Origin of the sequence: Janibacter sp. CX7 (genome assembly GCF_024362365.1) — a bacterium.
Lineage (GTDB): Bacteria > Actinomycetota > Actinomycetes > Actinomycetales > Dermatophilaceae > Janibacter.
The window spans coordinates 1,205,849-1,231,887 of sequence record NZ_CP101464.1; the positions used below are offsets into that span (position 1 = coordinate 1,205,849).

General features: G+C 70.9%; 23 protein-coding genes. 12 read left to right on the forward strand and 11 right to left on the reverse strand.

Annotated elements, in window-relative coordinates; genetic code table 11:
- Nucleotides 1-46: 46 nt before the first annotated feature.
- From NMQ01_RS05885 to NMQ01_RS05910, 6 genes are all read left to right on the forward strand, one after another.
- Nucleotides 47-523 carry a cell division protein SepF gene (locus NMQ01_RS05885; RefSeq protein WP_255185930.1) on the forward strand — a complete coding sequence of 159 codons (477 nt, stop codon included), beginning with the start codon at nucleotides 47-49 and terminating at the stop codon, nucleotides 521-523.
- A 41-nt stretch (nucleotides 524-564) separates the two neighbouring features.
- Nucleotides 565-840 carry a YggT family protein gene (locus NMQ01_RS05890; RefSeq protein ID WP_255185931.1) on the forward strand — a complete coding sequence of 92 codons (276 nt, stop codon included), beginning with the start codon at nucleotides 565-567 and terminating at the stop codon, nucleotides 838-840.
- Between the two features lie 10 nt (nucleotides 841-850).
- Nucleotides 851-1,999, forward strand: coding sequence for a DivIVA domain-containing protein (locus tag NMQ01_RS15910; protein ID WP_303708275.1), 1,149 nt, complete (start codon nucleotides 851-853; stop codon nucleotides 1,997-1,999).
- Between the two features lie 202 nt (nucleotides 2,000-2,201).
- The gene (locus tag NMQ01_RS05900; RefSeq protein ID WP_255186328.1) at nucleotides 2,202-2,849 is read left to right on the forward strand and encodes a TraR/DksA C4-type zinc finger protein; all 648 of its coding nucleotides are present in this window, start codon (nucleotides 2,202-2,204) and stop codon (nucleotides 2,847-2,849) included.
- A 53-nt stretch (nucleotides 2,850-2,902) separates the two neighbouring features.
- Entirely contained in the window at nucleotides 2,903-3,388 is a 486-nt protein-coding gene (gene lspA / locus NMQ01_RS05905; RefSeq protein WP_255185932.1) for a signal peptidase II, read from the forward strand.
- Nucleotides 3,381-4,316 (forward strand): RluA family pseudouridine synthase, encoded by a 936-nt coding sequence (locus NMQ01_RS05910; protein WP_255185933.1) that lies wholly within the window; start codon nucleotides 3,381-3,383, stop codon nucleotides 4,314-4,316. Before lspA ends, NMQ01_RS05910 begins: the two co-directional genes overlap by 8 nt.
- A gap of 52 nt (nucleotides 4,317-4,368) precedes the next feature.
- Here the strand turns inward: NMQ01_RS05910 and NMQ01_RS05915 are convergent, their stop codons facing one another.
- On the reverse strand, nucleotides 4,369-5,913 hold the full coding sequence (locus NMQ01_RS05915; RefSeq protein WP_255185934.1) for an AMP-binding protein: 1,545 nt from the start codon (nucleotides 5,911-5,913) through the stop codon (nucleotides 4,369-4,371).
- A 160-nt stretch (nucleotides 5,914-6,073) separates the two neighbouring features.
- Between NMQ01_RS05915 and dnaE the strand changes: the two genes are divergently transcribed.
- Complete coding sequence (dnaE, locus tag NMQ01_RS05920) at nucleotides 6,074-9,676, forward strand: DNA polymerase III subunit alpha (protein WP_255185935.1); 3,603 nt, start codon at nucleotides 6,074-6,076, stop codon at nucleotides 9,674-9,676.
- Entirely contained in the window at nucleotides 9,673-11,814 is a 2,142-nt protein-coding gene (locus NMQ01_RS05925; protein WP_255185936.1) for a S9 family peptidase, read from the forward strand. Before dnaE ends, NMQ01_RS05925 begins: the two co-directional genes overlap by 4 nt.
- Here NMQ01_RS05925 and NMQ01_RS05930 read toward each other — a convergent pair.
- From NMQ01_RS05930 to NMQ01_RS05950, 5 genes are all read right to left on the reverse strand, one after another.
- Nucleotides 11,795-12,880 carry a DUF4185 domain-containing protein gene (locus NMQ01_RS05930; protein WP_255185937.1) on the reverse strand — a complete coding sequence of 362 codons (1,086 nt, stop codon included), beginning with the start codon at nucleotides 12,878-12,880 and terminating at the stop codon, nucleotides 11,795-11,797. The two genes, NMQ01_RS05925 and NMQ01_RS05930, sit on opposite strands and share 20 nt — an antisense overlap.
- Before the next feature lie 115 nt (nucleotides 12,881-12,995).
- Entirely contained in the window at nucleotides 12,996-13,601 is a 606-nt protein-coding gene (locus tag NMQ01_RS05935; RefSeq protein WP_255185938.1) for a response regulator transcription factor, read from the reverse strand.
- Nucleotides 13,598-14,743 (reverse strand): sensor histidine kinase, encoded by a 1,146-nt coding sequence (locus tag NMQ01_RS05940; protein ID WP_255185939.1) that lies wholly within the window; start codon nucleotides 14,741-14,743, stop codon nucleotides 13,598-13,600. The genes NMQ01_RS05935 and NMQ01_RS05940 overlap by 4 nt, the downstream gene beginning before the upstream one ends.
- Entirely contained in the window at nucleotides 14,740-15,498 is a 759-nt protein-coding gene (locus tag NMQ01_RS05945) for an ABC transporter permease (protein ID WP_255185940.1), read from the reverse strand. Before NMQ01_RS05945 ends, NMQ01_RS05940 begins: the two co-directional genes overlap by 4 nt.
- The gene (locus NMQ01_RS05950; RefSeq protein ID WP_255185941.1) at nucleotides 15,498-16,457 is read right to left on the reverse strand and encodes an ABC transporter ATP-binding protein; all 960 of its coding nucleotides are present in this window, start codon (nucleotides 16,455-16,457) and stop codon (nucleotides 15,498-15,500) included. Before NMQ01_RS05950 ends, NMQ01_RS05945 begins: the two co-directional genes overlap by 1 nt.
- 163 nt (nucleotides 16,458-16,620) lie before the next feature.
- Between NMQ01_RS05950 and NMQ01_RS05955 the strand changes: the two genes are divergently transcribed.
- From NMQ01_RS05955 to NMQ01_RS05965, 3 genes are read left to right on the forward strand one after another with little or no spacing between them, the layout of a single operon-like run.
- A complete protein-coding gene (locus NMQ01_RS05955) occupies nucleotides 16,621-16,986 on the forward strand; it encodes a hypothetical protein (protein WP_255185942.1) in 366 nt (121 codons plus the stop codon).
- A gap of 35 nt (nucleotides 16,987-17,021) precedes the next feature.
- Nucleotides 17,022-17,486: a hypothetical protein gene (locus tag NMQ01_RS05960; RefSeq protein WP_255185943.1), complete on the forward strand. Its 465-nt coding sequence runs from the start codon at nucleotides 17,022-17,024 to the stop codon at nucleotides 17,484-17,486.
- 51 nt (nucleotides 17,487-17,537) lie between these two features.
- A complete protein-coding gene (locus NMQ01_RS05965; RefSeq protein ID WP_255185944.1) occupies nucleotides 17,538-18,377 on the forward strand; it encodes an MOSC domain-containing protein in 840 nt (279 codons plus the stop codon).
- Between the two features lie 28 nt (nucleotides 18,378-18,405).
- On the opposite strand, the gene NMQ01_RS05970 is transcribed toward NMQ01_RS05965, so the two are convergent.
- A complete protein-coding gene (locus tag NMQ01_RS05970; protein WP_255185945.1) occupies nucleotides 18,406-19,992 on the reverse strand; it encodes an HNH endonuclease signature motif containing protein in 1,587 nt (528 codons plus the stop codon).
- A 199-nt stretch (nucleotides 19,993-20,191) separates the two neighbouring features.
- Here NMQ01_RS05970 and NMQ01_RS05975 point away from each other — a divergent pair, with 199 nt between their 5' ends.
- Nucleotides 20,192-20,992 carry a S9 family peptidase gene (locus NMQ01_RS05975; RefSeq protein ID WP_255185946.1) on the forward strand — a complete coding sequence of 267 codons (801 nt, stop codon included), beginning with the start codon at nucleotides 20,192-20,194 and terminating at the stop codon, nucleotides 20,990-20,992.
- Here the strand turns inward: NMQ01_RS05975 and NMQ01_RS05980 are convergent.
- From NMQ01_RS05980 to NMQ01_RS05995, 4 genes are read right to left on the reverse strand one after another with little or no spacing between them, the layout of a single operon-like run.
- Nucleotides 20,961-22,232, reverse strand: a complete 1,272-nt coding sequence (locus tag NMQ01_RS05980) for a kynureninase (RefSeq protein WP_255185947.1) — start codon at nucleotides 22,230-22,232, stop codon at nucleotides 20,961-20,963. The genes NMQ01_RS05975 and NMQ01_RS05980 overlap by 32 nt on opposite strands.
- Nucleotides 22,229-23,071: a tryptophan 2,3-dioxygenase gene (kynA, locus tag NMQ01_RS05985; protein WP_255185948.1), complete on the reverse strand. Its 843-nt coding sequence runs from the start codon at nucleotides 23,069-23,071 to the stop codon at nucleotides 22,229-22,231. The genes NMQ01_RS05980 and kynA overlap by 4 nt, the downstream gene beginning before the upstream one ends.
- Entirely contained in the window at nucleotides 23,068-24,474 is a 1,407-nt protein-coding gene (locus tag NMQ01_RS05990) for an MFS transporter (RefSeq protein ID WP_255185949.1), read from the reverse strand. Before NMQ01_RS05990 ends, kynA begins: the two co-directional genes overlap by 4 nt.
- On the reverse strand, nucleotides 24,471-25,838 hold the full coding sequence (locus NMQ01_RS05995; RefSeq protein ID WP_255185950.1) for an MFS transporter: 1,368 nt from the start codon (nucleotides 25,836-25,838) through the stop codon (nucleotides 24,471-24,473). The genes NMQ01_RS05990 and NMQ01_RS05995 overlap by 4 nt, the downstream gene beginning before the upstream one ends.
- Nucleotides 25,839-26,039: the final 201 nt, after the last annotated feature.

Below are 26,039 nucleotides of genomic sequence, written 5' to 3' on the forward strand. Positions count from 1 at the left end.
TTCGGTGACACCGACGAGGCACCCGGCGACAAAGGATCTGACAGACATGACGGCACTGCGCAACGCGATGGTCTACCTCGGGCTCGCAGAGGACGACAAGCGCTACGACGAGTACGACGACCAGTACGTCGACGAGTACGACGCGGGTCACGAGCTCCTCGAGGAGGAGCACACCGCCGCCGAGGTCACCCCCCTGCGCCGCGTCCCCACGGCACCGGCCGTCCGCGAGGTGGAGGTCACCCCGATGAACCGCATCACGACGATCCACCCCAGCACCTACAACGACGCCCGGGCGATCGGTGAGAGCTTCCGCAACAACACCCCGGTGATCATGAACCTCAGCGACATGGACGACTCCGACGCCAAGCGTCTCGTCGACTTCGCCGCCGGTCTGGTCTTCGGTCTCCACGGCTCGATCGAGCGGGTGACCAACAAGGTCTTCCTGCTCTCGCCCGAGCACATCGAGGTCGACGCCGAGGGTGGCGACGCGCCCCAGCCGCGCGCCCTCTTCAACCAGAGCTGACCTCACAGCCGGGCCTCAGGCCCCCTACCTAGGCTGGACCCATGTCGATCGTCCGCGACGTGCTGCACCTGCTGCTGTACGTCTACTTCCTCGTCCTCATCGGACGCCTCGTCCTCGACTGGATCCAGGTCTTCGCCCGCCAGTGGCGGCCCCGAGGAGTCATCCTCGTCGTCGCCGAGGCGATCTACACGCTCACCGACCCGCCCCTGCGGGCCATCCGCACCGTCATCAAGCCGGTGCGCATCGGTGGCGTCGCCCTCGACCTCGCCTTCCTCGTCCTGATCCTCGTGGTCTCGGTCCTCCTGCGCATCGTCTAGGCTGGCCTCGATGCCCGTGCGCGCGCTGCGCGCCACGAGCGTGCACCCTGTCCAGTCGCTCAACGGAGGAACAATGGCGCTCACGCCCGAGGACGTCCTCAACAAGACCTTCACCCAGACCCAGTTCCGTCGCGGGTACGACGAGCGCGAGGTCGACGACTTCCTCGACGAGGTCGTCGCCGAGATGCGTCGCATGGTCAAGGACTCGGAGGACCTGCGGGCTCGCGCCCAGGACGGCTCCGGCTCCCGCCCGGCCGCCGCGGCCGCCGTCGCCGACACGGGCAAGGCCGACGAGGCCTTGACCCGCGAGAACCGCGACCTGCGCAGCCGACTCGAGGACCTGCGCTCCCGCTTCGACAAGGAGACCGCCGCCCGCGCGGCCGCCGAGAAGCGCGCCACCGAGCTCGAGCAGACCGCTCGCACCAGCGACGAGCGCGCCAAGGGTGACGCCGCGAACCTCTCCAAGGCCCAGCAGGGCGCCGACGAGCGCATCGCGACCGTCAACGCCCGTGCCGAGGAGGCCGAGGCGAGCGCCCAGGAGCGCATCAAGGCCGCCAACGCCGCAGCCGAGAAGGCCGAGGCCGAGGCGAAGGCCCGCCAGGACGAGGCCGCCAAGGCCCCCGTCGCCGCGGCCAAGGACTCCGGCGCCGGCGAGATGGCTGCCGCCGCTGGCGGTGGCGCCGGCGCCTCCGGCCTCATCGCGCTCGCCCAGCGCCTGCACGACGAGCACGTCGCCGAGGGCCAGACCCAGCGCGACAAGCTCATCGCCGAGGCGCAGCGTCGCCACGACGAGCTCGTCTCCACCGGTCAGGGCAAGCACGACGAGCTGCTGTCGACCGGTCAGTCGAAGCACGACGAGTTCATCAAGACCGGTCAGGGCAAGCGCGACCAGTTCATCGGCGAGGGCACGACCCAGCGCGACAAGCTGATCTCCGACGCCCAGGCCAAGAGCACGACGATGGTCAGCGAGGCCGAGGCGCAGCGCAAGAAGATCCTCGACGACCTCAACGCCCAGAAGTCGAAGATCGAGACCCAGATCGCCGAGCTGACGACCTACGAGCGCGACTACCGCCGCAAGCTCAAGGACTTCATCTCGGGCCAGCTCAAGGGCCTCGACACCTCGGCGAGCGTCGCTCCCGAGCAGCCCGTCAAGCACTGAAGAAGCCCGCGCGGATGCCGCGCGAGCGCTCCACGAGGCGGCGTCACCCGACACGGGTGGCGTCGCCTCGTCGCGTCCCGGAGGGTGGGATGTCGACGTCGGGAGGAAGAACACGGCGCGGTGATCCCGCCCACAGCGCCAAAACGTCGTACCCTTCGTTGACTCTGATCCGTGCAGGGGCACGGATCATCTCCAGGTGAGGATGGTCATGGCGGCGAAGAAGACGGCCACGAAGGCGGCGACCAAGGGGTCGACCGGCTCGAAGGCCACGAAGACCGCGACGAAGAGTGCGGCCAAGGCGGCGCCCGCGAAGAAGTCCGCCGCGAAGAAGTCCACGGCGAAGAAGGCTTCGGCGACGAAGGCTCCTGCGAAGAAGGCTCCGGCCACGAAGAGCGCCGCCAAGAAGGCGCCGGCGAAGAAGACGACCGCCACGAAGGCCCCCAAGAAGGCCGCCCCCGAGGCGCTCGTCGTCCGCGAGGACGAGAGCCCGTGGACCGCGAAGGAGCTCAAGGAGGTGCGCGCCGAGTTGCACACCGAGATCGAGCGCCTCACCGCCGAGATCGCGTCCGCCGAGAGCAGCCTCGACGAGTTCCTCAAGGAGCCGATCGACGGGGCCGGCGACGACCAGGCCGACGCAGGGTCCAAGTCCTTCGAGCGTGAGCACGAGCTGAGCCTCGTCGCCGGGGCCCGCACCGGCCTCGAGCAGAACCAGCACGCGCTCGACCGCCTCGACGACGGCACCTACGGGATCTGCGAGTCCTGCGGCAACCCGATCGGCAAGCTTCGACTCCAGGCCTATCCGCGTGCGACCCTGTGCATGTCATGCAAGAGTCGACAGGAGCGGCGCTGAGCGCCCCAGACACCCCATCCGACGACACCCCGGCGACGCGATCCCGCCCCGGGGTGCTTCGTTGGTATGCCACCACCGCGGTCGTCGCGCTCGTCCTCGACCAGGCCACCAAGGTCTGGGCGATGGGCGCGCTCGACGACGGGAGGGTCGTCCCGCTCGTCGGCGACGTGCTCTCCCTTCGCCTGATCCGCAACTCCGGCGCCGCCTTCTCGATCGGTGACTCGATGACCTGGGTCATGACCCTCGTCGCGCTCGGCGTGACCGGGGCGATCGTGTGGGTCACCCCGCGCATCCGGTCGCTGCCGTGGGCCCTGGCGCTCGGGGCGCTGCTCGGCGGGTCGGTCGGCAACCTCGTCGACCGCTTCGTGCGCGAGCCGGGGCCGCTGCGCGGCCACGTCGTCGACTTCATCGACTACGGCGGGCTCTTCGTGGGCAATGTCGCCGACATCGCCATCGTCGGCGGGGCGATCGTGCTCGTGTGGCTCGTCTTCAGCGGGATCGGTCTCGACGGGACCAAGGAGGAGCAGGCCGATGCCTGATGTGCGCAACGTGCTCGTGCCCGAGGGCCTCGAGGGGGAGCGGGTCGACGCGGCCGTCGCCCGCCTCTTCGGCGTCTCCCGCACCCGGGCGGCCGAGCTGGCCGCCGACGGCAAGGTCCTCGTCGAGGGCGCCACGGTCGCGAAGTCGGCGCGGGTGAGCGCCGGCGACCACGTCGAGGTCACCCTGCCCTCCGCCGACGAGAGCCCCAGCCTGGCGATCGTCGCCGAGCCGGTGCCCGGCATGCGGATCGTTCACGACGACGACGACATCGTCGTCGTCGACAAGCCGATCGGCGTCGCCGCCCACCCGAGCGTCGGTTGGTCCGGCCCCGACGTGCTCGGCGGGCTGGCCGCGGCCGGCTACCGGATCAGCACGAGCGGCGCCAGCGAGCGGCAGGGCATCGTCTCGCGCCTCGACGTCGGCACCTCGGGCCTGATGGTCGTGTGCAAGAGCGAGTACGCCTACTCCGTGCTCAAGCGCGCCTTCAAGCAGCGCACGGTCGACAAGACCTATCACGCGCTCGTCCAGGGCCTGCCCGACCCGCACGTCGGCACGGTCGACGCGCCGATCGGCCGGCACCCGAGCGGCGAGTACAAGTTCGCGGTCATGGACTCCGGCAAGCACGCCGTCACCCACTACGAGCTGCTCGAGGCCTTCCGCCACGCGTCGCTGCTCGAGATCAAGCTCGAGACCGGACGCACCCACCAGATCAGGGTGCACATGGCCGCCCTTCGTCATCCGTGCGTCGGTGACCCGACCTACGGCGCCGACCCGAGCCTGGCCCGCACGCTCGGCCTCGAGCGGCAGTGGCTGCACGCGATGGGCCTCGGCTTCATCCACCCGGGCACGGGCGACTACGTGCACTTCGAGAGCACCTACCCGCAGGACCTGCAGACGGCGCTGGACCGGCTCGCCGACATGTCCTGACAGACGAAGGGGAGGGCGCCGGTCGGACCGGCACCCTCCCCTTCGTCATGGCTCAGTTGACCTGACGCTCGCGGCCCTCCCAGTAGGGGGCTCGCAGCTTGAACTTCTGCAGCTTGCCCGTCGCCGTGCGGGCCAGCTCGTCGCGGAACTCGATCGACGTCGGGGCCTTGTAGCCGGCCGCCTTGGACTTGCACCAGGCGATGAGGTCGGCCTCCGTGGCCGTCGACCCCTCGGTGACGACGACGAGCGCCTTGATCGTCTCGCCCCACTTGTCGTCGGGGACGCCGATGACCGCGACCTCGGTGACGTCGGGGTGCGAGAAGAGGACGTCCTCGACCTCGATGGACGAGACGTTCTCGCCACCGGTGATGATGACGTCCTTCTTGCGGTCGCTGATCGTCACGTAGCCGTCGTCGCCGACGACGCCGCCGTCACCGGTGTGGAACCAGCCGCCCTCGAAGGTGCGGGCCGTCTCGTCGGGCAGGTCGTGGTAGCCCTCCATGATGACGTTGGACCGGGCGAGGACCTCGCCGCTCTCGTCGTCGACCCGCATCCGGCAGCCGAGCGCCGGGGCGCCGGCGCGCACGAGCTTGGCCGCACGGTCCTGCGGCGAGAGCTCGTCCCACTCGGCCCGCGAGCGGTTGATCGTCAGCAGGGGAGAGGTCTCGGTCAGGCCGTAGATCTGGATGAACTCCCAGCCGAGCTCGGTCTGGACCCGCGCCACGGTCGTCGTGGGCGGCGGGGCGCCGGCGACGATGATCCGCACCCGGTCGCGACCGGGGATCTCGCCCTCCCACTCGGCCGCGGCCGCGAGCACGGAGTTCACCACGGCGGGGGCGGCGCACATGACCGTCACTCCGTGCCGCTCCACGCGCCGCAGGATCTCGGCACCGTCGATCTTGCGGATGACGACGTGCTGGGCGCCGACACCCGTCATGGCGAAGGGCATGCCCCACCCGTTGGCGTGGAACATCGGCAGGGTGTGCAGGTATACGTCGCGGTCGCTGATGCCCGCGTGCAGCCCGAAGGTCGCGGCATTGGTCCAGATGTTGCGGTGGGTGATCCGCACGCCCTTGGGGCGGGCCGTCGTGCCGGAGGTGTAGTTGATCGTCGCGATCGCCTCCTCGTCGGCCTCCCAGGCGCGCGGCTGCGCGCTCTCGGGGTCGACGTCGCCGAAGAGGTGCTCGTCCTCGCCGAGGACGAAGGTGTGCTCGGCGGAGACCTCGTCGACGAGCGCGGTGAGCTCGGGGTCGATGTAGAGGACGCGCGCGCCGGAGTGCTCGACGATGAACTTCACCTCCTCGGGGGCAAGGCGGAAGTTGATCGGCACGAGCACGCGGCCCGAGCCGGCGACCCCGAAGAAGCTCGTGAGCAGACGGGCCGAGTTGTGCGAGACGACGGCGACGCGGTCGCCGACCTCGATGCCCAGGGAGTCGAGGTGGGCCGCCTGCGCGTTCGCGAGCTGGCGCATGCGGGCATAGGTGACGCCCTCGAGGGGCGGTGCCGGCTGGTCGGGCTCGTCGACGACCGCGAGACGGTCGCCGTACACGGCGGCAGCACGGTCGATGAAGTCGTTGACGGACATGGGCACGAACATCCGGAAGATCCTCCATGCGGTGTGGACGACGCTGTCGAGGCGACGTTATCCCCCTTCGTCCGCGGTGACGGCGGGCCACCGGAAGCGGCGCGCCGAGCGGCTGGCAGGAGTCGACCGGCGGCGTGCGGGGGTGTCGGTGGGGCGATCTAGACTCACACCGATGTCCGAGCTGCCGCGTTCCGAGAACTTCGTCCACCTGCACAACCACACCGAGTACTCGATGCTCGACGGTGCTGCGCGCATCAAGGACATGTTCTCCACCGCCCAGGAGATGGGCATGCCGGCGATCGCGATGACCGACCACGGCTATCTCTTCGGCGCCCACGAGTTCTGGAAGACGGCGCAGTCCTACGACGTGAAGCCGATCATCGGGCTCGAGGCCTACGTGGCGCCGGGGACCCACCGCACCGACAAGAACCGCGTGAAGTGGGGCGACGAGCGCACCCGACCCGGCGACGACGTCTCCGGTGGTGGCGCGTACACCCACATGACGCTGCTGGCGCGCAACAACACCGGCATGCACAACCTCTTCACCATGGGCTCGCGCGCGTCCTTGGACTCGGTCTTCGCCAAGTGGCCGCGGCTGGACCGCGAGCTGCTCTCGCAGTACGGCGAGGGGCTCGTCGCGACGACCGGCTGCCCCTCCGGCGAGATCCAGACCCGGTTGCGCCTGGGTCAGTACGACAAGGCGGTCGAGGCCGCCTCGGAGTTCCGCGACATCTTCGGCCGCGAGCACTACTTCCTCGAGCTCATGGACCACGGCAACCAGATCGAGCGCCGGGTCCGCGACGACCTCATGCGGCTGGCCAAGGACCTGCAGCTGCCCCTCCTGGCGACCAACGACCTGCACTACGTCAAGCAGGAGGACTACATCGCGCAGGACGCGCTCCTGTGCATCAACTCCGGGTCCAAGCTGCACGACCCCGACCGCTTCAAGTTCGACGGCGAGGGCTACTACCTCAAGTCGCCCGCCGAGATGCGCCAGCTGTGGCGCGAGCTGCCCGAGGCCTGCGACAACACCCTGCTCGTCGCCGACATGTGCGAGGTCTCCTTCACGGAGGGCGAAGGGCGGTACATGCCGCGCTTCGAGTGCCCGCCGGGGGAGGACGAGACCTCGTGGTTCATCAAGGAGGTGCAGACCGGTCTGCACCGCCGCTTCCCCGACGGCATCCCCGAGTACGCGCAGCGCCAGGCCGACTACGAGATCGACGTCATCGTCGGCAAGGGCTACCCGGGCTACTTCCTCGTCGTCGCCGACTTCATCAACTGGGCCAAGGACAACGGCATCCGTGTCGGCCCGGGCCGTGGCTCCGGTGCCGGCTCGATGTGCGCCTACGCGATGGGCATCACCGACCTCGACCCGATCCCGCACGGTCTGATCTTCGAGCGCTTCCTCAACCCCGAGCGCAAGTCGATGCCCGACTTCGACGTCGACTTCGACGAGCGCCGGCGCTCCGAGGTCATCCGTTATGTCTCCGACAAGTACGGCGACGAGCGGGTGGCGATGATCGCCACCTACGGCACGATCAAGGCGAAGCAGGCGGTCAAGGACTCCGCCCGCGTCATGGGTCACCCCTTCAACGTCGGCGAGCAGCTGACCAAGGCGATGCCGGCCGACGTCATGGGCAAGGGCGTGCCGCTGGCGAAGATGTGGGACAAGGAGCACGACCGCTTCGGCGAGGGGCAGGAGTTCCGCGAGCTCGTCGAGTCGGAGAAGCACCTCGGCGAGGTCGTCGACCTGGCCAAGGGCCTCGAGGGCCTCAAGCGCCAGTGGGGCGTGCACGCCGCTGGCGTCATCATGAGCAGCGAGCCGCTCATCGACGTCATCCCGATCATGCGCCGGCTGCAGGACGGCCAGGTCCTCACGCAGTTCGACTACCCGACGTGCGAGACGCTCGGGCTGGTCAAGATGGACTTCCTCGGCCTGCGCAACCTGACGATCCTCGACGACGCCCTGATCAACATCAAGAGCAACCGCGACGAGGAGATCGACCTCGACGCCCTCTCGAAGGACATGACCGACAAGGCGACCTACCGCCTGCTCTCGCGCGGCGACACGCTCGGGGTCTTCCAGCTCGACGGTGGCGGCATGCGCACGCTGCTGCGGCTGATGCAGCCCGACAACTTCGAGGACATCTCCGCCGCCCTCGCGCTCTACCGACCCGGCCCGATGGGTGTCAACGCCCACACCAACTTCGCCCTGCGCAAGAACGGCCGCCAGGAGGTCGTGCCGCTCGACCCGCAGCTCAAGGGCAAGCTCCAGCCGCAGATGGAGGAGGCCCTCGGCCCGATCCTCGGCACGACCTACGGCCTGTGCATCTACCAGGAGCAGGTCATGGAGATCGCGCAGAAGCTGGCGGGCTACACGCTCGGCAACGCCGACCTGCTGCGCCGTGCCATGGGCAAGAAGAAGAAGGAGGTGCTCGACGCCGAGTACATCCCCTTCTCCGAGGGCATGAAGGCCAATGGCTACAACGAGGAGTCGATCGCCGCGCTGTGGGGCGTCCTCGTCCCCTTCTCCGACTACGCCTTCAACAAGGCGCACACCGCCGCCTACGGCCTTGTCTCCTACTGGACCGCCTACCTCAAGGCCAACTACCCGGCCGAGTACATGGCAGCGCTGCTCACCTCGGTCGGCGACGACAAGGACAAGTCGGCGCTCTACCTCAACGAGTGCCGTCGCATGGGCATCAAGGTGCTGCCGCCGTCGGTCAACGAGTCCGTCGGGCCCTTCGCCGCCGTCGACGCCGACATCCGCTTCGGCCTGCACGCCATCCGCAACGTCGGCCGCAATGTCGTCGAGGCGATCATCACCACCCGCGAGGAGAAGGGCGCCTTCACCTCCTTCGACGACTTCCTCGCCAAGTGCCCGGCGGTCGTGTGCAACAAGCGGACCATCGAGTCGCTCATCATGGCCGGCGCCTTCGACGACCTCGGCCACCCGCGCCAGGGTCTGGTCATGGTCCACGAGGAGTACGTCGACGCCTTCGTCGGGGTCAAGCGCCAGGAGGCGGTCGGCCAGGACTCTCTGTGGGACATGTTCGGCGGCGGTGACGACGAGGAGGACACGTCCGGCTCCGGCATCGAGGGGATGGGCCTGCGTCCGATCCCGCAGGTGGAGTGGGACAAGCGGGCGAAGCTGAGCAACGAGCGCGAGATGCTCGGTCTCTACGTCTCCGACCACCCGCTCTTCGGCGTCGAGCACGTCCTCCAGCGAGCCGCCGACACCTCGATCGCGACCCTCACCCAGGCCGACTCCGGGGTGAAGGAGAACAGCACGGTGACGATCGCCGGCCTCGTGACGGGCCTGAGCGTCAAGCGGACGAAGAAGGGTGACCTCTGGGCGATCGCGACCATCGAGGACCTCGAGGGTGCGATCGAGTGCCTCTTCTTCCCCAAGACCTACCTGACGGTGCAGACGATGCTCACCCAGGACATCGTCGCCGTCGTGCGCGGCCGGGTGAATGCACGTGACGACACCGTCTCGATCTACGCCGAGGACCTGCAGATCCCCGAGCTGACCGACGGCCCGCGCGGCCCCGTGGTGCTCACCCTCGACTACGCCCGGGCGACGACCGGGCGCATCGAGGAGGTCAAGCAGGTGCTGTCGCAGCATCCGGGCAGCACCGACGTGCAGATCAAGCTCGTCCAGCCCGGCCGCTCGGTGACGATGTCCGTCGACGCGGCCTACCGGGTCGAACCGACCGAGGCGCTCATCGGCGACCTCAAGGTGATCCTCGGAGCCCGGGCGGTGAGCGCATGAGCGAGGGCATGACGCCGCCGGTCGCCGCGCAGAAGCCGTGGACCCGTCGCCACCACGGCGACGACGTCGCCGACCCCTACGAGTGGCTACGCGACGGCGAGGACCCGCAGGTCATCGCCCACCTCGAGGCGGAGAACGCCTACGCCGAGGGCACGACGGCGCACCTGGCCCCCCTTCGGCAGGCCATCTTCGACGAGATCAAGCACCGCACCCTCGAGACCGACCTCAGCGTGCCCGTCGCCTCCGGCGACTGGTGGTACTACTCGCGCACGGTCGAGGGCAGCCAGTACGCCATCCAGTGCCGGGCGCCGCTCACCGACCGCACCGCCGTGCCCGAGCTCGACCCCTCGCAGCCGTTGCCGGGCGAGATCGTCCTCCTCGACGGCAACGAGCTCGCGCAGGACCACGAGTTCTTCTCCCTCGGGGGCTTCGAGGTCAGTGCCGACCACACGCGCTTGGCCTACGCCGTCGACGTCACCGGCGACGAGCGCTTCGACGTGACGGTCATGGACATCGCCACCCGCGAGGTCCTCGACGAGAGCGTCACCGGCGCCGGCTACGGGCTGGCCTTCTCCCGCGACGGACAGCACCTCTTCCACGTGGCCGTCGACGACGCCTGGCGTCCGCACGAGGTGTGGCGCCACGAGGTCGGCGCGCCCCGCGACGCCGACGTCCTCGTCCACCGCGAGGAGGACGAGCGCTTCTGGATGGGGCTGGGCACCAGCCGCGACGAGCGCTGGATCGTGCTCGGGCTCGGCAGCAAGACGACTTCCGAGGTCCACCTCATCGACGCCGACGACCCGACCGCCCCGATGCGCTGCGTCGCGCCGCGCCGCGAGGGTGTCGAGTACGACGTCGAGCCGGCCGGCGACCACCTGCTCGTCGTGCACAACGAGCGCCAGCCCGAGGGCGACCTCGCGTGGGCCCCGATCGACGCGACGAGCCACGAGCAGTGGCAGCCGCTCCTCGACCGGGCCGAGGGGGAGCGCTTCGTCGGCGTCGACGCCTTCGACGACTTCGCCGTTCTCAGCCTGCGCGCCGACGGCCTGCCGACCCTGCGGGTGCTGCCCCGGGTGGCGCGGTCGACCCCCTTCGTCGCCTCGGACTACGGCCCGGCGCGATCCGTGGGGCTCGACGCCGAGCTCGCCAGCGTGGCGCTGGGCCCGGTCGCCGACCCCGACACCGACCGGATCCGCGTCGTCCACGAGTCGTGGGTCAGCCCGCGTTCCGTCCTCGACGTCGTCGTCGCCACCGGCGCGCAGACCGTGCTCAAGCGTCAGCCGGTCGTCGGTGTGGACCCGGCCGACTACGAGCAGCAGCGCACCTGGGCCACGGCGCCCGACGGCACGCAGGTGCCCATCTCGCTCGTCATGCGGCGCGGGGTGCGACCCGACGGCAGCAACCCCGGCCTGCTCTACGGCTACGGCAGCTACGAGATCAGCCTCGACCCGTACTTCTCCATCGCCCGCCTCTCGCTGCTCGACCGTGGGGTCGTCTACGCGGTCGCCCACGTGCGCGGCGGCGGCGAGCTCGGTCGGCACTGGTACGACGACGGGAAGATGCTCGCCAAGGGCAACACCTTCACCGACTTCGTCGCGGCGGCCGAGCACCTGCACGAGCGCGGCTGGGTGGCGCGGGACCGGCTCGCGATCGAAGGGGGGTCCGCCGGCGGTCTCCTCGTCGGCGCCGCGACCAACCTCGCCCCGGACCGCTTCGCGGCCGTGCTCGCCGCAGTGCCCTTCGTCGACGCGCTGACGACGATCCTGCGTCCCGACCTGCCGCTCACCGTGGGGGAGTGGGAGGAGTGGGGCAACCCCCTCGAGGACCCGCAGGTCTACGCCTACATGCGCGGGTACAGCCCCTACGAGAACATCGCGCCCGTCGCCTACCCGGCGATCCTCGCGACCACCTCGCTGCACGACACGCGGGTCTACTTCACCGAGCCGGCGAAATGGGTGGCGCGGCTGCGCGAGGTGACGCGGCACGACGCCGACCGTCCGGTCCTGCTGCGCACCGAGATGAGCGCCGGCCACGGTGGGCGCTCCGGGCGCTACGACGCCTGGGAGCAGACGGCGTGGGAGTGGGCCTGGCTCCTCGACCGGATCGGGGCGGGGCAGGTCACTCCAGGTCGAGGGTGATGAACTTCGGCCGGTAGAGCGTCGGGTCACGCGTCAGCTCGTCGAAGTCGAAGGTGTTGACGTTGTACGAGATGAGCAGCTCGCCGTCGTCGGAGATCTCCGGGTGGCCGTGCGCGTTGTACGTGAAGTGCCGCCCCACCCCCGACTCCGGCGTTTCGTAGATCGTCTGCCGGTCCTGCCACGGCCCCTCGGGCGTGCAGGCGGTCCAAGCGTTGATCTTCGGGCTGAAGGGCTGCGAGGTGTCCGACGAGATCATGACGTAGCCGTCGCGGAAGCGGCTGACGCTCAGCTCGTTGGCCACACCGTCGGTGAGGCGGGTGCTGCGCGTGGGGTCGCTCGTCCAGCCGCTGTCCGTGCGGTACTCCCACTGGCTGCGGTCGGTGAGGTTGCCGGCGGGCACGCGCGCCAGGTGCAGGTGCTTGGTGTCGCCGAGGTCCTCGATGCCGTAGACGTAGCTGGTCGTGCTCGTCGTCAGCACGCCTGCACCCCACGCGACGTGGTCGGTGCTCGGGCCGGGGTCGTCGATCTCGGTGACCTCGAGGTCGGGCAGCGAGACCCGCGCCGTGGCGTTGTGGCTCCACTCGAAGCCGTCCTTGCCCACCTGCCGCGTGCGGGAGAGAAAGACGACGAGCTCGTCGCCCTCGACGGCCGCGTCCTGGACCCAGTAGTACGACTCGTCGTCGGGGTCGGGGAAGAAGGACTCCGGGCCCTCCGCCGTGCGGGTGCTCAGCCGGCCGCTCTCGTCCTCGGTGACGAGCGCGTTGTGCACCATCGCCATCCCGGGCTGCGGGTGGCCGCTGGACGTCACCTGGCCGATGAAGGAGTCACTGAAGAGCCAGAGCGTCCGCTCGTCGGGCAGCCGGACGGAGTAGGTCGAGTCGCCGGCGATCCACCCGGGCCCGGTGAGCTCGAAGCGCTCGTCGTCGTCGCGACTCGGCGTCGCCCAGTCGAGCTCCGCTCCCACGGCCTCGCACGCCTGCGACGGCGCGTCGTCGCTGCACGCCGCGAGCAGGCCGGCGCCGACGGCAAGCGCGGCGAGGGCCGCGGCGGCGCCGGTTCGTCGCATGCGGTGCTCCTGGCGGGTGTGGACGGCTGGTGCGGACGGCTGACGGTGCTCCCGGCGAAGGGGGAGCCCCCGGCCCATTGTGACCCACGGGTAGATCGCGTGGGTCGGCGCCGGCTCAGAGCCAGCCGAGGTCCTGGGCGCGCCGGGCGGCCTCGACCCGGTTGCTCGTGCCCGTCTTGCCGATGGCGGAGGACAGGTGGTTGCGCACGGTGCCGGGGGAGAGGTGCACCCGGGCGGCGATGTCCGCGGCAGAGCGTCCGTCGAGGGCGACGGCGAGCACCTCGCGCTCGCGGTGGGTGAGCGGGTTGGGCCCGCCGACGACGACCTCGGTGGCGAGGGAGGGGTCGACGACGCGACCTCCCTTCGCCACCGTGCGCACGGCCTCGGCCAGCTCGTCGGACGGGGTGTCCTTGACGACGAAGCCGCTGGCGCCGGCCTCGAGGGCCCGCCGCAGGTAGCCCGGCCGGCCGAAGGTCGTGACGATGAGCACCCGTGTGCCGGGCAGCTCGCTCGTCAGCTGCGCTGCGGCAGAGATGCCGTCGAGACCGGGCATCTCCACGTCGAGGACGGCGACGTCGGGGCGGGTCCGGCGGGCAGCCGCCAGCACCTCGTCGCCCGAGCCGACCTCCGCGACGACCTCGAGGTCCTCCTCGAGGCCGAGCAGCGCGGCCATGGCGCCCCGCACGAGGGCCTGGTCGTCGGCCAGCAGCAGCGTGATCACGGCAGGTCCACCCTCAGTCTCGTGCCCGGCCCCCGGGGTCCGGGATTGCCCTCGCTGACGTCGAGGGTCCCACCGACCCGGGCGAGCCGCTCCCGCAGGCCGGTGAGTCCATGACCCTCGCGCCGCCCGCGCAGGCCGCGACCGTCGTCGGTCACCTCGAGCCAGGTCGGCCCCCACGAGACGTCGGCGTGCTGGGCGCCGCTGTGGCGCAGCACATTGGTCGTCGCCTCGCGCAGGACCCAGGCGATGGTGATCCGGTGCGCCGGGTCGACGATGTCGATGTCATCGGGCATCGACACCTCGATGCCGGCGTCGCCCAGCGCCGCGATGGCGGCATCCCGCTCGTCGGACAGCCGGGTGACCCGCAGCCCGGACACCGTCGCGCGGATCTCGGCGAGGGACTGCCGGGTGAGGGAGCGGATGGCGGCGATCTCCGCCTTGGCTCGCTCCGGGTCGCGGTCGACGAGGCGCTCGGCGAGGTCGGCCTTGAGCGAGACGACGGTCAGCGAGTGGCCGAGGACGTCGTGGACGTCGCGCGCCACCCTGTCCCGCTCGGAAGCGACGGCCAGTGTGCGTTGGAGCTCTTCGCGCCGCTCGTCGCCCTCCATCAACCGGCGCAGCAGCAGGCCGAAGCCGCCGATGAGCATGGGGATGAAGAGCAACGGCCACAGGTTGCTCAGGTCGTCGGTGACCGCGATGACGAGCGCGGTGCCGACACCGACGCCGACGACACCTCCCACGGACCAGCCCCGGGGCCAGCCGAAGGCCGCCAGGCTGGCGAGGAAGGCACTCATCCCGAAGATCTCGAGCCCGATGATCGGCCACAGGGTCGCCATCGCCGCCACCATGCCGGCGAAGCCGCCGAAGGCCCACACCCGCCGGCGCGTGGTCCAGCAGCCGTGCACGCCCATCTGGCTCTGGATGAAGGCGAGGAGGTAGACGAGGGCGAAGGCGAGGATCAAACCCCAGCCGAGCAACCGCACGACCGGACGGTCGGTCGTCTGCTGGGCGACCTCGTTGGCGGGGAAGAGCAGGAAGACGAGCCACACCGCGGCGAGCAGCCACCCGTGCCGCGCCCACGGGTCGACCACCTGCGCGGACAGCTCGTCCGCGAGGTGGTCGACGTCGTCGGTGGGCGTCACTGCCGGTCCCGACCCCGTCGCACGAGGTAGACCGTCAGCAGCGCGAGGATCAGTGTCCACACGCCCACGTTAGTCAGCGGGACCCACAGCGCCTCGTGGTGGAGGGCCCCGTCCGTGTCGACCGAGTACCCCTCGGTGAGCGGGTAGCGCGCCAGCGAGACGATGCCGTAGAGCGGGGTGAACTTCGCGATCGTCAGCATGACGCCCGAGAGCGGGATGAAGATGTTGCCGAGGAAGGCGAAGATCACGAGCGACCCGCTCGCCGCCCCGACCGCGGACTCGGACTTGAAGGCGAGCCCGAAGACCAGCCCGTAGAGCGCGAAGAGGCAGGCGGCGAAGAGGGTGATCCCGGCCGTCGCGAACCACACCCAGGTGTCCCCCTTCGCCCCGCTCGCCACGCCGATGGCGTAGATCAGGCCGATGGGGATGCACGCGATGACCATGGCGACGACCGCCTTGGCGGCGACGTACCAGCCGTCGCGAAGGGGGGTGAGCCCCAGCTGTCGACCCCAACCCTGCATGCGCTCGACCGCGGACGAACCACCGACCGAGACGGTCGCCGTGACGGCTCCGTAGACGGCCATCGAGATCATGATGTAGAGCGCGACGTTGCCGCGGCCGATGTCCTCCTTCGCGAAGTGCTGCGATGCGCCGAAGACGACGTACATGAAGGCCGGGAGCACGGCGATGAAGAACAGGCCGACGTAGTCGCGGGCGATCCGCTTGAGCTCCAGGCCAATGAGTGTGGGGTTCATCAGTTCTCCTCCGTCGGGCTGCCGGTGATGGCCAGGAAGGCCGCGTCGAGCGAGGCCGTCGTGACCTCGAGGTTGCTGCCGCCGAGGTCGGTGAGCAGCAGCCGGGCAAGAGCGTCGGAGTCCTCGCCGATGGCGGTGACGCGCTCGCCGGTGACGGTGACCGAGCTCGTCCCCGGGAGCTCCCGAAGTCGGTCCGCGGCGGCGCCGATGTCCCCCCTGCGGACGTCGGCGCTCACCGTGCGGCCGCTCGCGCGGGCCCGGATCTGCTCGGTCGTGCCGTCGGCGACGACCCGGCCGCCGGCCATCATCACGATGCGGTCGGCGAAGCGGTCGGCCTCCTCGAGGTAGTGGGTCGCGAAGAGCACCGTGCGCCCGTTGCTCGCGTCCTCGTGCATCGTGCGCCAGAACTCCGCTCGCGCCCCGACGTCCATGCCCGCGGTCGGCTCGTCGAGGATGAGCAGGTCGGGGTCGGGGAGCAGCGCCAAGGCGAAGCGCAGCCTCTGCTGCTCGCCGCCCGAGAGCTTCGAGACGAGGCGGTTGGCCTTGTCCGGCAGCCCCGCGCGCTCGATGACCGCTTCGACGGGCTCGTGCCGCGGGAAGGTCGAGGCGACGTAGCGCACCACCTCCCGGGCCGTGAGGTCACGCAGCAGGCCCCCGGTCTGCAGGACCGCGGAGACCCTCCCTTCGTGCACGGCCCGACGTGGCGCCGCGCCGAAGGAGGTGATGGTGCCCGAGGTCGGCTCGGTGAGGCCGAGCACCATGTCGAGGGTCGTCGTCTTGCCCGCGCCGTTGGGGCCGAGCACCGCGACGACCTCCCCGGGGGCGATCGTCAGGTCGACGCCGGCGACGGCGCGGACCGTCTCGCCGCCGGATCTGAAGTGCTTCGTCACACCCTCGAGGCGCACACCCTCGGCGGTGGAGGTGGTGGCGCCCGTCGTCGGGCTCGTCGTCGTGGTCATGGCTCCACACTCCCGGGCAGCGGGTACCGGCCACCATCCCCTGATGTCACGAGTGCGCAATGACAGGTGTCATGGTGCAGACATCTCACAGGTGGCCGGAGCATCATGGGGGCAGAGGGCCTGGTTGCCCGACCGGGTCCCACCGACACCAGGAGGTTCCCCCATGGGCGCAGCAGTCGAGATCAGCACCGGCACGATCGGACCCGAGCACCTCGCGGGCAAGCGGGTCATGCTCGGCGGCGTCGAGCTCGGAGTCCTCGACGGGAGCGCGTCGTCGGTGCAGTACGACATCCCGTCCGGGAAGCACGTGCTCTACCTCAAGGACGGCCTGACGACGTCGGGAGCCGTCGCCTTCCGCGTCCAGTCGGGCCACTGCGCACGGATCGAGGTCAGGGACGCCGACGGGGGCATGTTCGCGGCCTTCTTCGGCGGCTGGTTCGCGCTCAAGCGCGCGGGCGACACCCACCTGCCGGAGGGCACGCCCGGGGCGGAGGAGATCAGCACCGACGACGTGCCGATCGGGGCCTGACACGCGGCCGCACCTCGTAGGGGACGATGTCCCCCATGAGCACCGACCACGCCTCCCGACTGGCCCGCGGCGACGAGCTCGACTACCGGAGCGTGCGTACGGGCATGGTCTTCGTCCTGCTGTTCTGCCTGGGCTTCACGGTCATCGGGCTGTGCCTCGTCGGCGGTGGTGACGGGCTGCTGCGGATGCTCGGCGTCGCGCTGCTCATCTTCTTCGGCGCCGTGGGGATCCCCGTGGCCGTGTGGCGGTTGGTCAAGCCCACGATCGAGCTGAAGGTCAGTGCGCAGGACGGGGTGTGGCTGCGCGACCGCCGCGCCACCTGGCTCGGGTGGGACGAGATCGCTGCCGTCGAGCGTGACGCGGTGGGATCCCGTCCGGCGGTGACGCTGCGGCTGACGGAGGGCGGCTCGCACACCCTCTCGCCGACGATCGCGGCGTCGCCCGCCGAGCTCTACGCCCTGCTGTCGGAGCAGCAGACCATCCGCGCGCGTCGGGGCTGACCTCGTGGTCGGTCGCCGAGCGGTGCCTGGTGCTCACCTACGATCGAGAGCATGCGCGTCACCCAGCTGCGGCTCTACCCGGTCAAGTCCCTCGGCGGCACGGAGGTCGAGTCGGCGCACGTCGAGCCGTGGGGTGTCGCGGGCGATCGCCGGTGGGGGCTGGTCGACCCGGCGGGTGAGAAGGTCACCGCCCGGGAGGAGCACACCCTCCTGCGGCTGCGGGTCCAGCAGGTTGACGATGAGACGATCCGGATCCACGACGGCGACGAGTCCATCCTCGTCGACATCCCGCTCGGGCTTCCGCCTGTGCCCGTGAGCCACTCGCGGCAGGGTTTCGCCGTACCCGCCGACCAGGACGTCAGCGAATGGATCAGCGACCGCGTCGGCCGCCCGCTGCGCCTGGTGTGGCAGGAGGACCCGACGGTGCGTCGCGTGTCGGGAGCCCACGGCGGCGTGGAGGGCGACACGCTCTCCCTGGCCGACGCCGGTCCGCTGCTCCTCGTCTCCGAGTCGTCCTTGGCGCGGTTGCAGGAGTGGGTCGACGAGGCTGCGGATGGGGACGGCGCCGACGACGGGTCGCCACCAGCGGCTGGGCCCGGCGCGCTGAGTGTCGTGCGCTTCCGGCCCAATGTTGTCATCGACGGCGAAGCGCCCTTCGCGGAGGACGACTGGCCGACGGTCCGCATCGGCGACGTCGATTTCCGGACCGCCGAGGTGTGCGACCGCTGCGTCATGACGACCATCGATCCCGAGACCCTCGCGACGGGCAAGGAGCCGATCCGCTCCCTGTCGCAGCACCGGAAGTGGGACGGCAAGACGTGGTTCGGCACCCGTCTGGTCCCGATGGGCGAAGGGGAGATCCGCGTGGGTGACGAGGTCGTGCCCGGGTGAGCCGATCCGCGGCGCGAAGCCAGCACTCCTACGTGCGCCGGTGGAAGGCGAGCGACACCGTGCCGTTGCCGAGCTGGGTGACGACATGTCGCCACAGGGCGCTGTCGATCATGTGGTGGTGGGTGCCGCACAGCGGGGCGGCGTTGTCGAGGTCGGTGAACCCGCCCGCCTCCCACGGTCTGAGGTGATGGACCTCGGTCCAGGCGAACGGTCGGTCGCACCCTTCGGCGGCGCACTCGTCGTAACGGGTGGCCAGCGCCATCCGCTGGTTGTCGGTGAAGAGTCGGCGTTGCCGACCGAGGTCGAGCGGGACGGACTCGCCGTCGAGGACTGTCGGCAGCAGGCCCGCGCCGCAGGCGAGGCGCCGTGCTGTGCCGGCGCTGATGACGTCGTGGACGTCGGTCGAGCCGACTCGGGTGCCGGCGGGGACGAGACCCTCGTCGACGAGACCGCCGAGCAGGTCGTCGACCCGGGTGGTGATGAGCATCGTCGCCGACACCTTGGAGTGCAGGTGGTCGGTCGGGATGCGCATCAGCAGGTCGGCGAAGGCCAGGCCGCGGCGGTGCTGCCAGTCGAGGCTGCGGTCGGTGGCGGAGAGCCGCCCCGCATCCCCTCGGGTCCCGGCGAACTCGCCCGACGCTGCGCCAGGGGCGGCGCCCAGCCCAGCGCTTGTGCCTGCCGCAGGACCCGCGCCTGCTCCAGTGCCCTGCACCCCTGCGTCGTGGCCGTCCGTGGCACGGCGGCGGGGCGCGGTCATGGCGTCGATGACCTTCTTGAGCATCATCCCGGAGACCCAGGGCACGGTGAACTGCCCGGTCATGGTGCCGTCGCGGTTGTCCTTGACCCAGAAGGCAGAGCGTTCCCGCGCGGCCTCCTCCTCTCGGGCCACGAGGTCGTCCTCGTGCTGGTCGACGACGGCCTCGTCGGGCTCGTAGGTCGCGAGCACTCGCCGGGCGGCGCGTCGCAGCTGGCTGGGGGAGCGGTTGGCCGCCAGCCGCAGCAGCTCGGCCTCGCACTCGCGGCGCTGGTCGGCCGTCACGCCCTCCGGCAGGTCGTCGAGACCGCGGAGGATGACCTGGGCGTGGTCGGAGCTGATCTCGCCGGCATCCAGGGCGGCACCCGTCAGGGTCAGGCGCGGCCTGGGCTCCCCGTCGCCCGGAGCGGCCGACGCGTCGTCCTGCTCATCCGATGCATCGCGCTGGGTCTCCGGCGGGTCACCCTGGGTCTCCTGCGTCTCGGTGCCTGCGCCCGGGTTGTCGTGGCTGGACGGGAGCTCGCCCATGGCCTCGGCCAGCATCGCGTCACTGGCCGACCTGTTGCGGTCGCTGCCCGTCGCCCCGGCCAGCCACGACCCGGTGTCGGTGTGACCCGTCGAGCCGGTCGCCCCGGTGGTCGCGGCTCGAGCGGTCAACCGCAGCTTGATCGCGTCGACTCGGCGAGAGAGCCGCTCGACCTCGGCGATGTGTCCCCGCAGATCGGTGAGCTCGTCGGGGCGTTCCCCGATCGCTCGCATCATCTCGTCGACGCGCCCATGCGCCTGCCGGACGAGAGTGGCCAGAGGCGGATGGGGGAGGTCGGCGGGGCGGCGCAGGTTCGCGAGGTCGATAGCGGTCATGTACTCCGCCAGTCGCGTCTCAAGCCCCGATGCTTGCCCCATGAGAAGAATCTATCGAACATGTGTTCGATAGGTCAACCCCCTTCGCCGTCTCGTCCGGTGTCGATCCGGACCGCCCCACTGCTCCTGCTGAACAGACTAGGGAGGGCCACCGACAGCCTTGCGCCGACGATGCCGAGCCAGGTGGGAGAGTGGCGTCGTGGGTAGCGACAGCGAGACCGAGGACCGGACCCTGGCCCGCCTCCAAGGCGAAGGGGGCCCGTCCCGCCTCGTCGAGGCGACCCTGATCGCCTACGGCGACCAACCGGACCAGGTGGTCGAGCTCCACGAGCCGCCGCACTCTGCGGGGCCCGACGCCCCGCGCACCCTCGTCGTCGTGCACGGTGGGTACTTCCGCCCGGCCGTCGACCGCACCCACGCGCGTCCCATGGCCCGAGCGCTCGCGGCGGCCGGCTGGCGCGTCGCTCTGGCCGAGTACCGCCGCATCCCCGGCGACCCCGAGGCGACGACCGCGGACCTCACCGCCCTCGACGCCCGGCTGCGGGCCGACGGTCACGACACCGCCGCCTGGGTCGGGCACAGCGCTGGCGGAACCCTCGTGCTGTGGCGCGGGCTCACCCCGACGCTGCCAGACACCCCCGTCGTCGCCCTGGCGCCCGTCGCCGACCTCAGCGCAGCCGTCCACGAGCGACTCGGCAACGACGCGGTCCGGGACTGGATCGGCGCCACCCCGGCGGAGGCGCCGGACCTCTACGCCCGCCTCGACCCCCTTCGCCTGCGGGAGGGCGTGGAGCGGCGCGCGGCCGATGGCGTGGCGGCACAAGGCATCACGGTCCTCCACGGGGACGCGGACGCGAGCGTCCCCCTTCGCCAGTCGCAGGCTTGGGAGCGCGCCGTGCTGGCTGGTGCCGACCACTTCGACCTCATCGACCCGACCTCGCCGCACTGGCCGGCCGTCGTCGACGCGATCAGGCGGAGCGCAGCACCTCGTCGACCATGACGAGCGCCTCGGCCACCTCGCCATAGCTCGTGCTGAGTGGCGACAACCCGAGGCGGATCCCGTCGGGCTCGCGGAAGTCCGGCACGACGTCACGGTCCCAGAGCACCCGGTAGACCTCGCGGAATCGCGGGTGCGCCAGCGTCACGTGCCCACCCCGCGCCTCGTCGTCGAGCGGGGAGACGACCCGCACGCCGTGGTCGCCGAGCACGTCGTCGACCGACTCGATGACGAAGCGCCCGAGCCGAGCAGCCTTGTCCCGCACCGCATCCAGCCCCACGGACTCGATGAGGTCGACGGTGTCCTCGATGCCGACCATGCCGAGCACCGGCGGCGTGCCGGAGATGAACCCGCGCATGCCGGCGCCCGGCTCGTAGCCGGGCCCCATGACGAAGGGGTCGGCGTGCCCCATCCAGCCCTGGATCGGCTGGCGCAGCCGCGCCTGGTGACGCGCCGCGACATATCCGAAGGCCGGCGCGCCGGGCCCGCCGCCGAGGAACTTGTAGGTGCATCCCACCGCGAGGTCGACGCCGTGCGCGTCGAGGTCGCTGGGCACGACGCCGACGGAGTGGCACAGATCCCACAGCACCAGCGCGCCGGCGTCGTGGGCGAGCCGGGTGATCTCGGGCAGGTCGGCGATCCACGCGGACTTGTAGGCGACGTGGGAGAGCAGGACGACACCGGTCCGCTCGGTCAGCGCCGCGGCGACGAGGTCGGGCGTCACACCTGTCGCCGGGTCCGGCTCGAGCCAGACCAGCTCGGCGCCGGTCTCGGTCGCGATGCCTTCTGCCACATAGCGATCGGTGGGGAAGTTCTCGGTGTCGAGGACGATCTCCGGCCGCTCCGGACCTGCCGCGGTGACCGCCGCGCGCAACAGCTTGTAGAGCATGACGGTCGTCGAGTCGCCGACGACGGTCTGGCCGGGCGCCGCGCCGAGGCACACCTCGCCGATCCGGTCACCGAGCCGCAGCGGCAGCTCCATCCACTGCTCGTCCCACGACCGGATGAGCCGCGTGCCCCAGGCCCCGGCGACGAGGTCGGCGATCCGCTCCGCGGTGGCGCGAAGGGGGCGGCCCAGCGAGTTGCCGTCGAGATAGGCGACGAGCCCGGGGGAGGGCAGGTAGAGGTCCCGGGTGTGGCGCAGGGGGTCCGCCGCGTCGAGCTGCGCGGCCCGGGTACGCAGCGTCGCTGCCGCGCCGCCCGCCTCCGATCGCGCGGCGCCGCCGCCCGTCGCCCCGCTCATGCCCCGATCTCCGTCCGCACGGCGAAGAGCTCGGGGAAGAAGGTCAGGTCGAGCGCCCGCTGGAGGAAGCCGACGCCGGAGGAACCGCCGGTCCCCGTCTTCATGCCGATGGTGCGCTGCACGGTCTTGAGGTGGCGGAAGCGCCACAGCTGGAAGTTGTCCTCGAGGTCGACGAGCTCCTCGCAGGCCTCGTAGACGTCCCAGTGCTGCTCGGCGTCGCGGTAGATGTCGGTGAGCACCCGTGTGAGCTCGGGGTCGAGCACGTGGGCGGTCGTGACGTCGCGCTCCAGCACGCGCTGCGGGATCGGGTAGCCGCGGCGGGAGAGGTACCGCAGGAACTCGTCGTAGAGGCTCGGCGCCTCGAGCAGCTCGCTGAGCACGGCGTGCGCCTCGGGGTCGCTGGCATGGACCGGGAGCATGCCGGCGTGCTTGTTGCCGAGGGCGAACTCGACCGCGCGATACTGCCAGGACTGGAAGCCCGACGCGTGCCCGAGGAAGGGCCGGAACTCCTGGTACTCCGTCGGCGTGAGGGTCGCGAGCACGGACCACTGGTCGGTGAGGGTGCGCTGGATGTGCTTGACCCGCGCGATCCGCTTGAGCGCCATGCGCATCTCGTCCTCGGCGAGGAGCGTCATCGCCGAGCGGGTCTCGTGGAGCACGAGCTTGAGCCACAGCTCGGAGGTCTGGTGCTGGACGATGAAGAGCATCTCGTCGTGGTGCTCGCTCATCGGTCGTTGGGCGTCGAGCAGGGTGTCGAGGGCCAGGTAGGACCCGTAGGACATCTCCCCCCGGAAGTCGCGATGGACGCCGGCCTCGATGTCGCGCGTGTTACCAGTCACTGTTCCACGGTACGGCCCCGCAGGGCGGCTCCGGCGAGCAACCCGCCGCCGGCGATGACCACGGAACAGGCGATCATGGCGGTGCGAAATCCGGCGTCGAAGGCGGCCGGGTCCTCGACGACGCGACCGGTGAGCCCGGCCAGAGGTGGCACTGCGGCGACGCCGAGCAGGCCGCCGGCGCGGGCGACGGCGTTGTTGATGCCGGAGGCGAGGCCGGCGTGCTCGTCGGGCGCGCTCGACAGGGCCGTGGCCGTGAGCGGCGCGACCATCAGGGTCAGGCCGAGGCCGAAGACGACGACCCCCGGCAGCACGTCGAGCACGTAGTCGGTGGTCGGGCCGGTGCGCAGCAGCAGGACGATCCCGACGGCCATGATGATCGGCCCGACGCTCATCGGCAGGCGCGGCCCGATGCGCTCGCCGAGGGCGCCCGCGCGGCTCGAGCCGACCATCATGAGCAGGGTCGTGGGCAGCGCGGCGATGCCCGACGCGAGCGGCGACCAGCCGGCGACGACCTGCAGCTGCAAGACGAGGAGCAGGAAGACCACGCCCATGCCGCCGTACACGAGGAAGGTCACGACGGTGACGGTCGAGAAGGTGCGCGACCGGAAGATCCCGAGCGGCAGCATCGGTGCCGCCGTGCGGCGCTCGTGGACGACGAAGGTGACCGCGGCGACGACCCCGACCACCGCGGCCACGACGGCGAAGGGGGGAAGTCCCCCTTCGCCTGCAGCGGTGAGGGCATAGGTCGTGCCGGCGAGCGCGACGACACCCAGCCCCGCGCCGATGACGTCGAGCGGGGCCTGCTGCGACCGGTCCGCCGGAGCGGGCCCCGGCAGGCGTGCGGCGATGGCCAGGGTCACCGCCGCGATCGGCACGTTGATGAGGAAGACCCAGTGCCACGAGGCGACGTCGACGAGCCAGCCGCCGACGAAGGGCCCGACCGCCATCGCGACGCCACCCAGGCCAGCCCACGCACCGATGGCTCGTGCCCGGTCCTCGCGGACGATCATCGACTGGAGCAGCGCGAGGCTCGCGGGCGTGAGCAGCGCGCCACCGATGCCCTGGACGACCCGTGCGGCGACGAGTGCCCCGGCGGTCGGCGCGAGCCCGCACGCCAGCGAGGCGGCGGTGAACCACGCGACGCCCAGCACGAAGACCCGCTGCCGGCCGAGCCGGTCACCGAGCACGCCGCCGAGGAGGATGAAGGCGGCCAGGGTGAGCGCATAGCCGGTGACGACCCACTGCAGGGTGGCGAAGGGGGCGTCGAAGGAGCGCCCGATCTGCGGCAGGGCGACGTTGACGATCGTGCCGTCGATGCCCGCCATGCCGGACCCGAGGATCGTCATCACCAGCAGCAGGCGCCCCTGCGGGGAGGCCAGGCGCACGCCGCTGGGCGCGGTCACGCGAGGCCTTCGACCTCGGGCAGGCGGCGTGAGGAGACGACGCCCAGGACGCCGAGACCCGCGAGGAAGAGCAGCGCCCAGATGACGCCGAAGCCGGCGATGGCCGAGCTGATCGCGCCGACGAGCAGCAGCACGATGCCCATCGCGGAGTTGGAGACGGCGACATAGGTCGTGCGCTGGTCACCTTCGGCCATGTCGACGACATAGGTCTTGCGCCCGACGCGCACGCCGGTGTGCAGCATCGTCACGAGGAAGTAGGCGGCGACGAAGATCGCATAGGTCACGAGGCTGTCGCCGTCGAGGTCGAGGGACGTGTCGAGCAGCACGAGCACGAGGAGCACGAGGGACGCCAGGGCGGCGCCGGTCGTCATCAGGCGCTTGCTCGAGCGGTCGGCCATGCGCCCGAAGATCCGTCCGCCGAGGAGCGCCGCCAGGCCCGAGGCGATGATGAAGCCGCCGAGGCCGGTCAGCGCCGGCGCGCCCGCCTGCACCGCGAGGGTGACGATGAAGGGCGGGCTGAGCGAGGAGACGAGCAGGAAGCTGCGGACCGTGACGAAGGAGCGGAAGGTCGCGTCCTCGCGCAGCAGGGTGAGCGTCTGCGCGAACCAGTTGTCCTGCTCCTCCTCACTCTTCCGGTCCCTGAGGAGGTCGCTCTGCGACCGTCTCGAAGGGGCGTCGCTCTGCGGGACTTCGTCCACCGGCTCGCGCACGCTCCACCACACGAGCGCCACGAGCACCCACAGCACCGAGCCGATGCCGAGGATCGCGGCGAGCGTCTGGGCATCGAGGTCTTCGCCGAGTGCGCGGACGGCGAGGCCGAGGGTGATGGCGACGAGACCGGAGGCGGTCGTGGCGAGGCCGTTGATCTGGCCGCGCTCTCCCTTCGGCACCGTCCTGGCCTGCACGTCCTTGGAGGCGATGGAGGTCAGGCACCGGCCGAGGGAGAACACCGCGAGCGCGACGATGATCGTCAGGCCCGCGGCGAGTCCGCTGCCGATCGCGGCGGTGACGGCCATGACGGCGACGGCCACGGCCTGGACGAGGGCGCCGACGAGCGTGACGAGCTTGCGCTGGCGGACCTTGATGACGAAGGGGGTGAGGAAGGCCTGGGGGAGCATCGATCCGGACTCGCGGATCGGTACGAGGGCGCCGGTGAGCGCGGCCGGCACGCCGATGGCGTGGAAGAGCCACGGCAGGACCGTCGAGGCGTTGACCATCTGGTCGCCCGAGGACTGCAGCGCGTTGGCCCCGACCAGGCGAAGGGTGTTGCCCGGCACGTTGCGCTGCACGTCGTCGGGCAGCTCGGCCTCGGCGTCGAGGTCGCGCTTGATCAGGCGCGCATGCAGGCGCTGGGTCGTCGTCACGGCGTCAATCTAGACGGCCCCACCCACAGCGCGTCCGCGGTGGCTAAGTGCGAGACCGCCCGCCCGTCTCCCGATGGCTGAGGTGCGAGGCCGCCCGCCCGTCTCCCGGTGGCTGAGGTGCGAGGCCGCCCACGGCCGAAGCCTCGAAGCCCCGCCTGTGGACAACTCGACGTGCGAACCTCGCCAATTTCTCTACTGTGG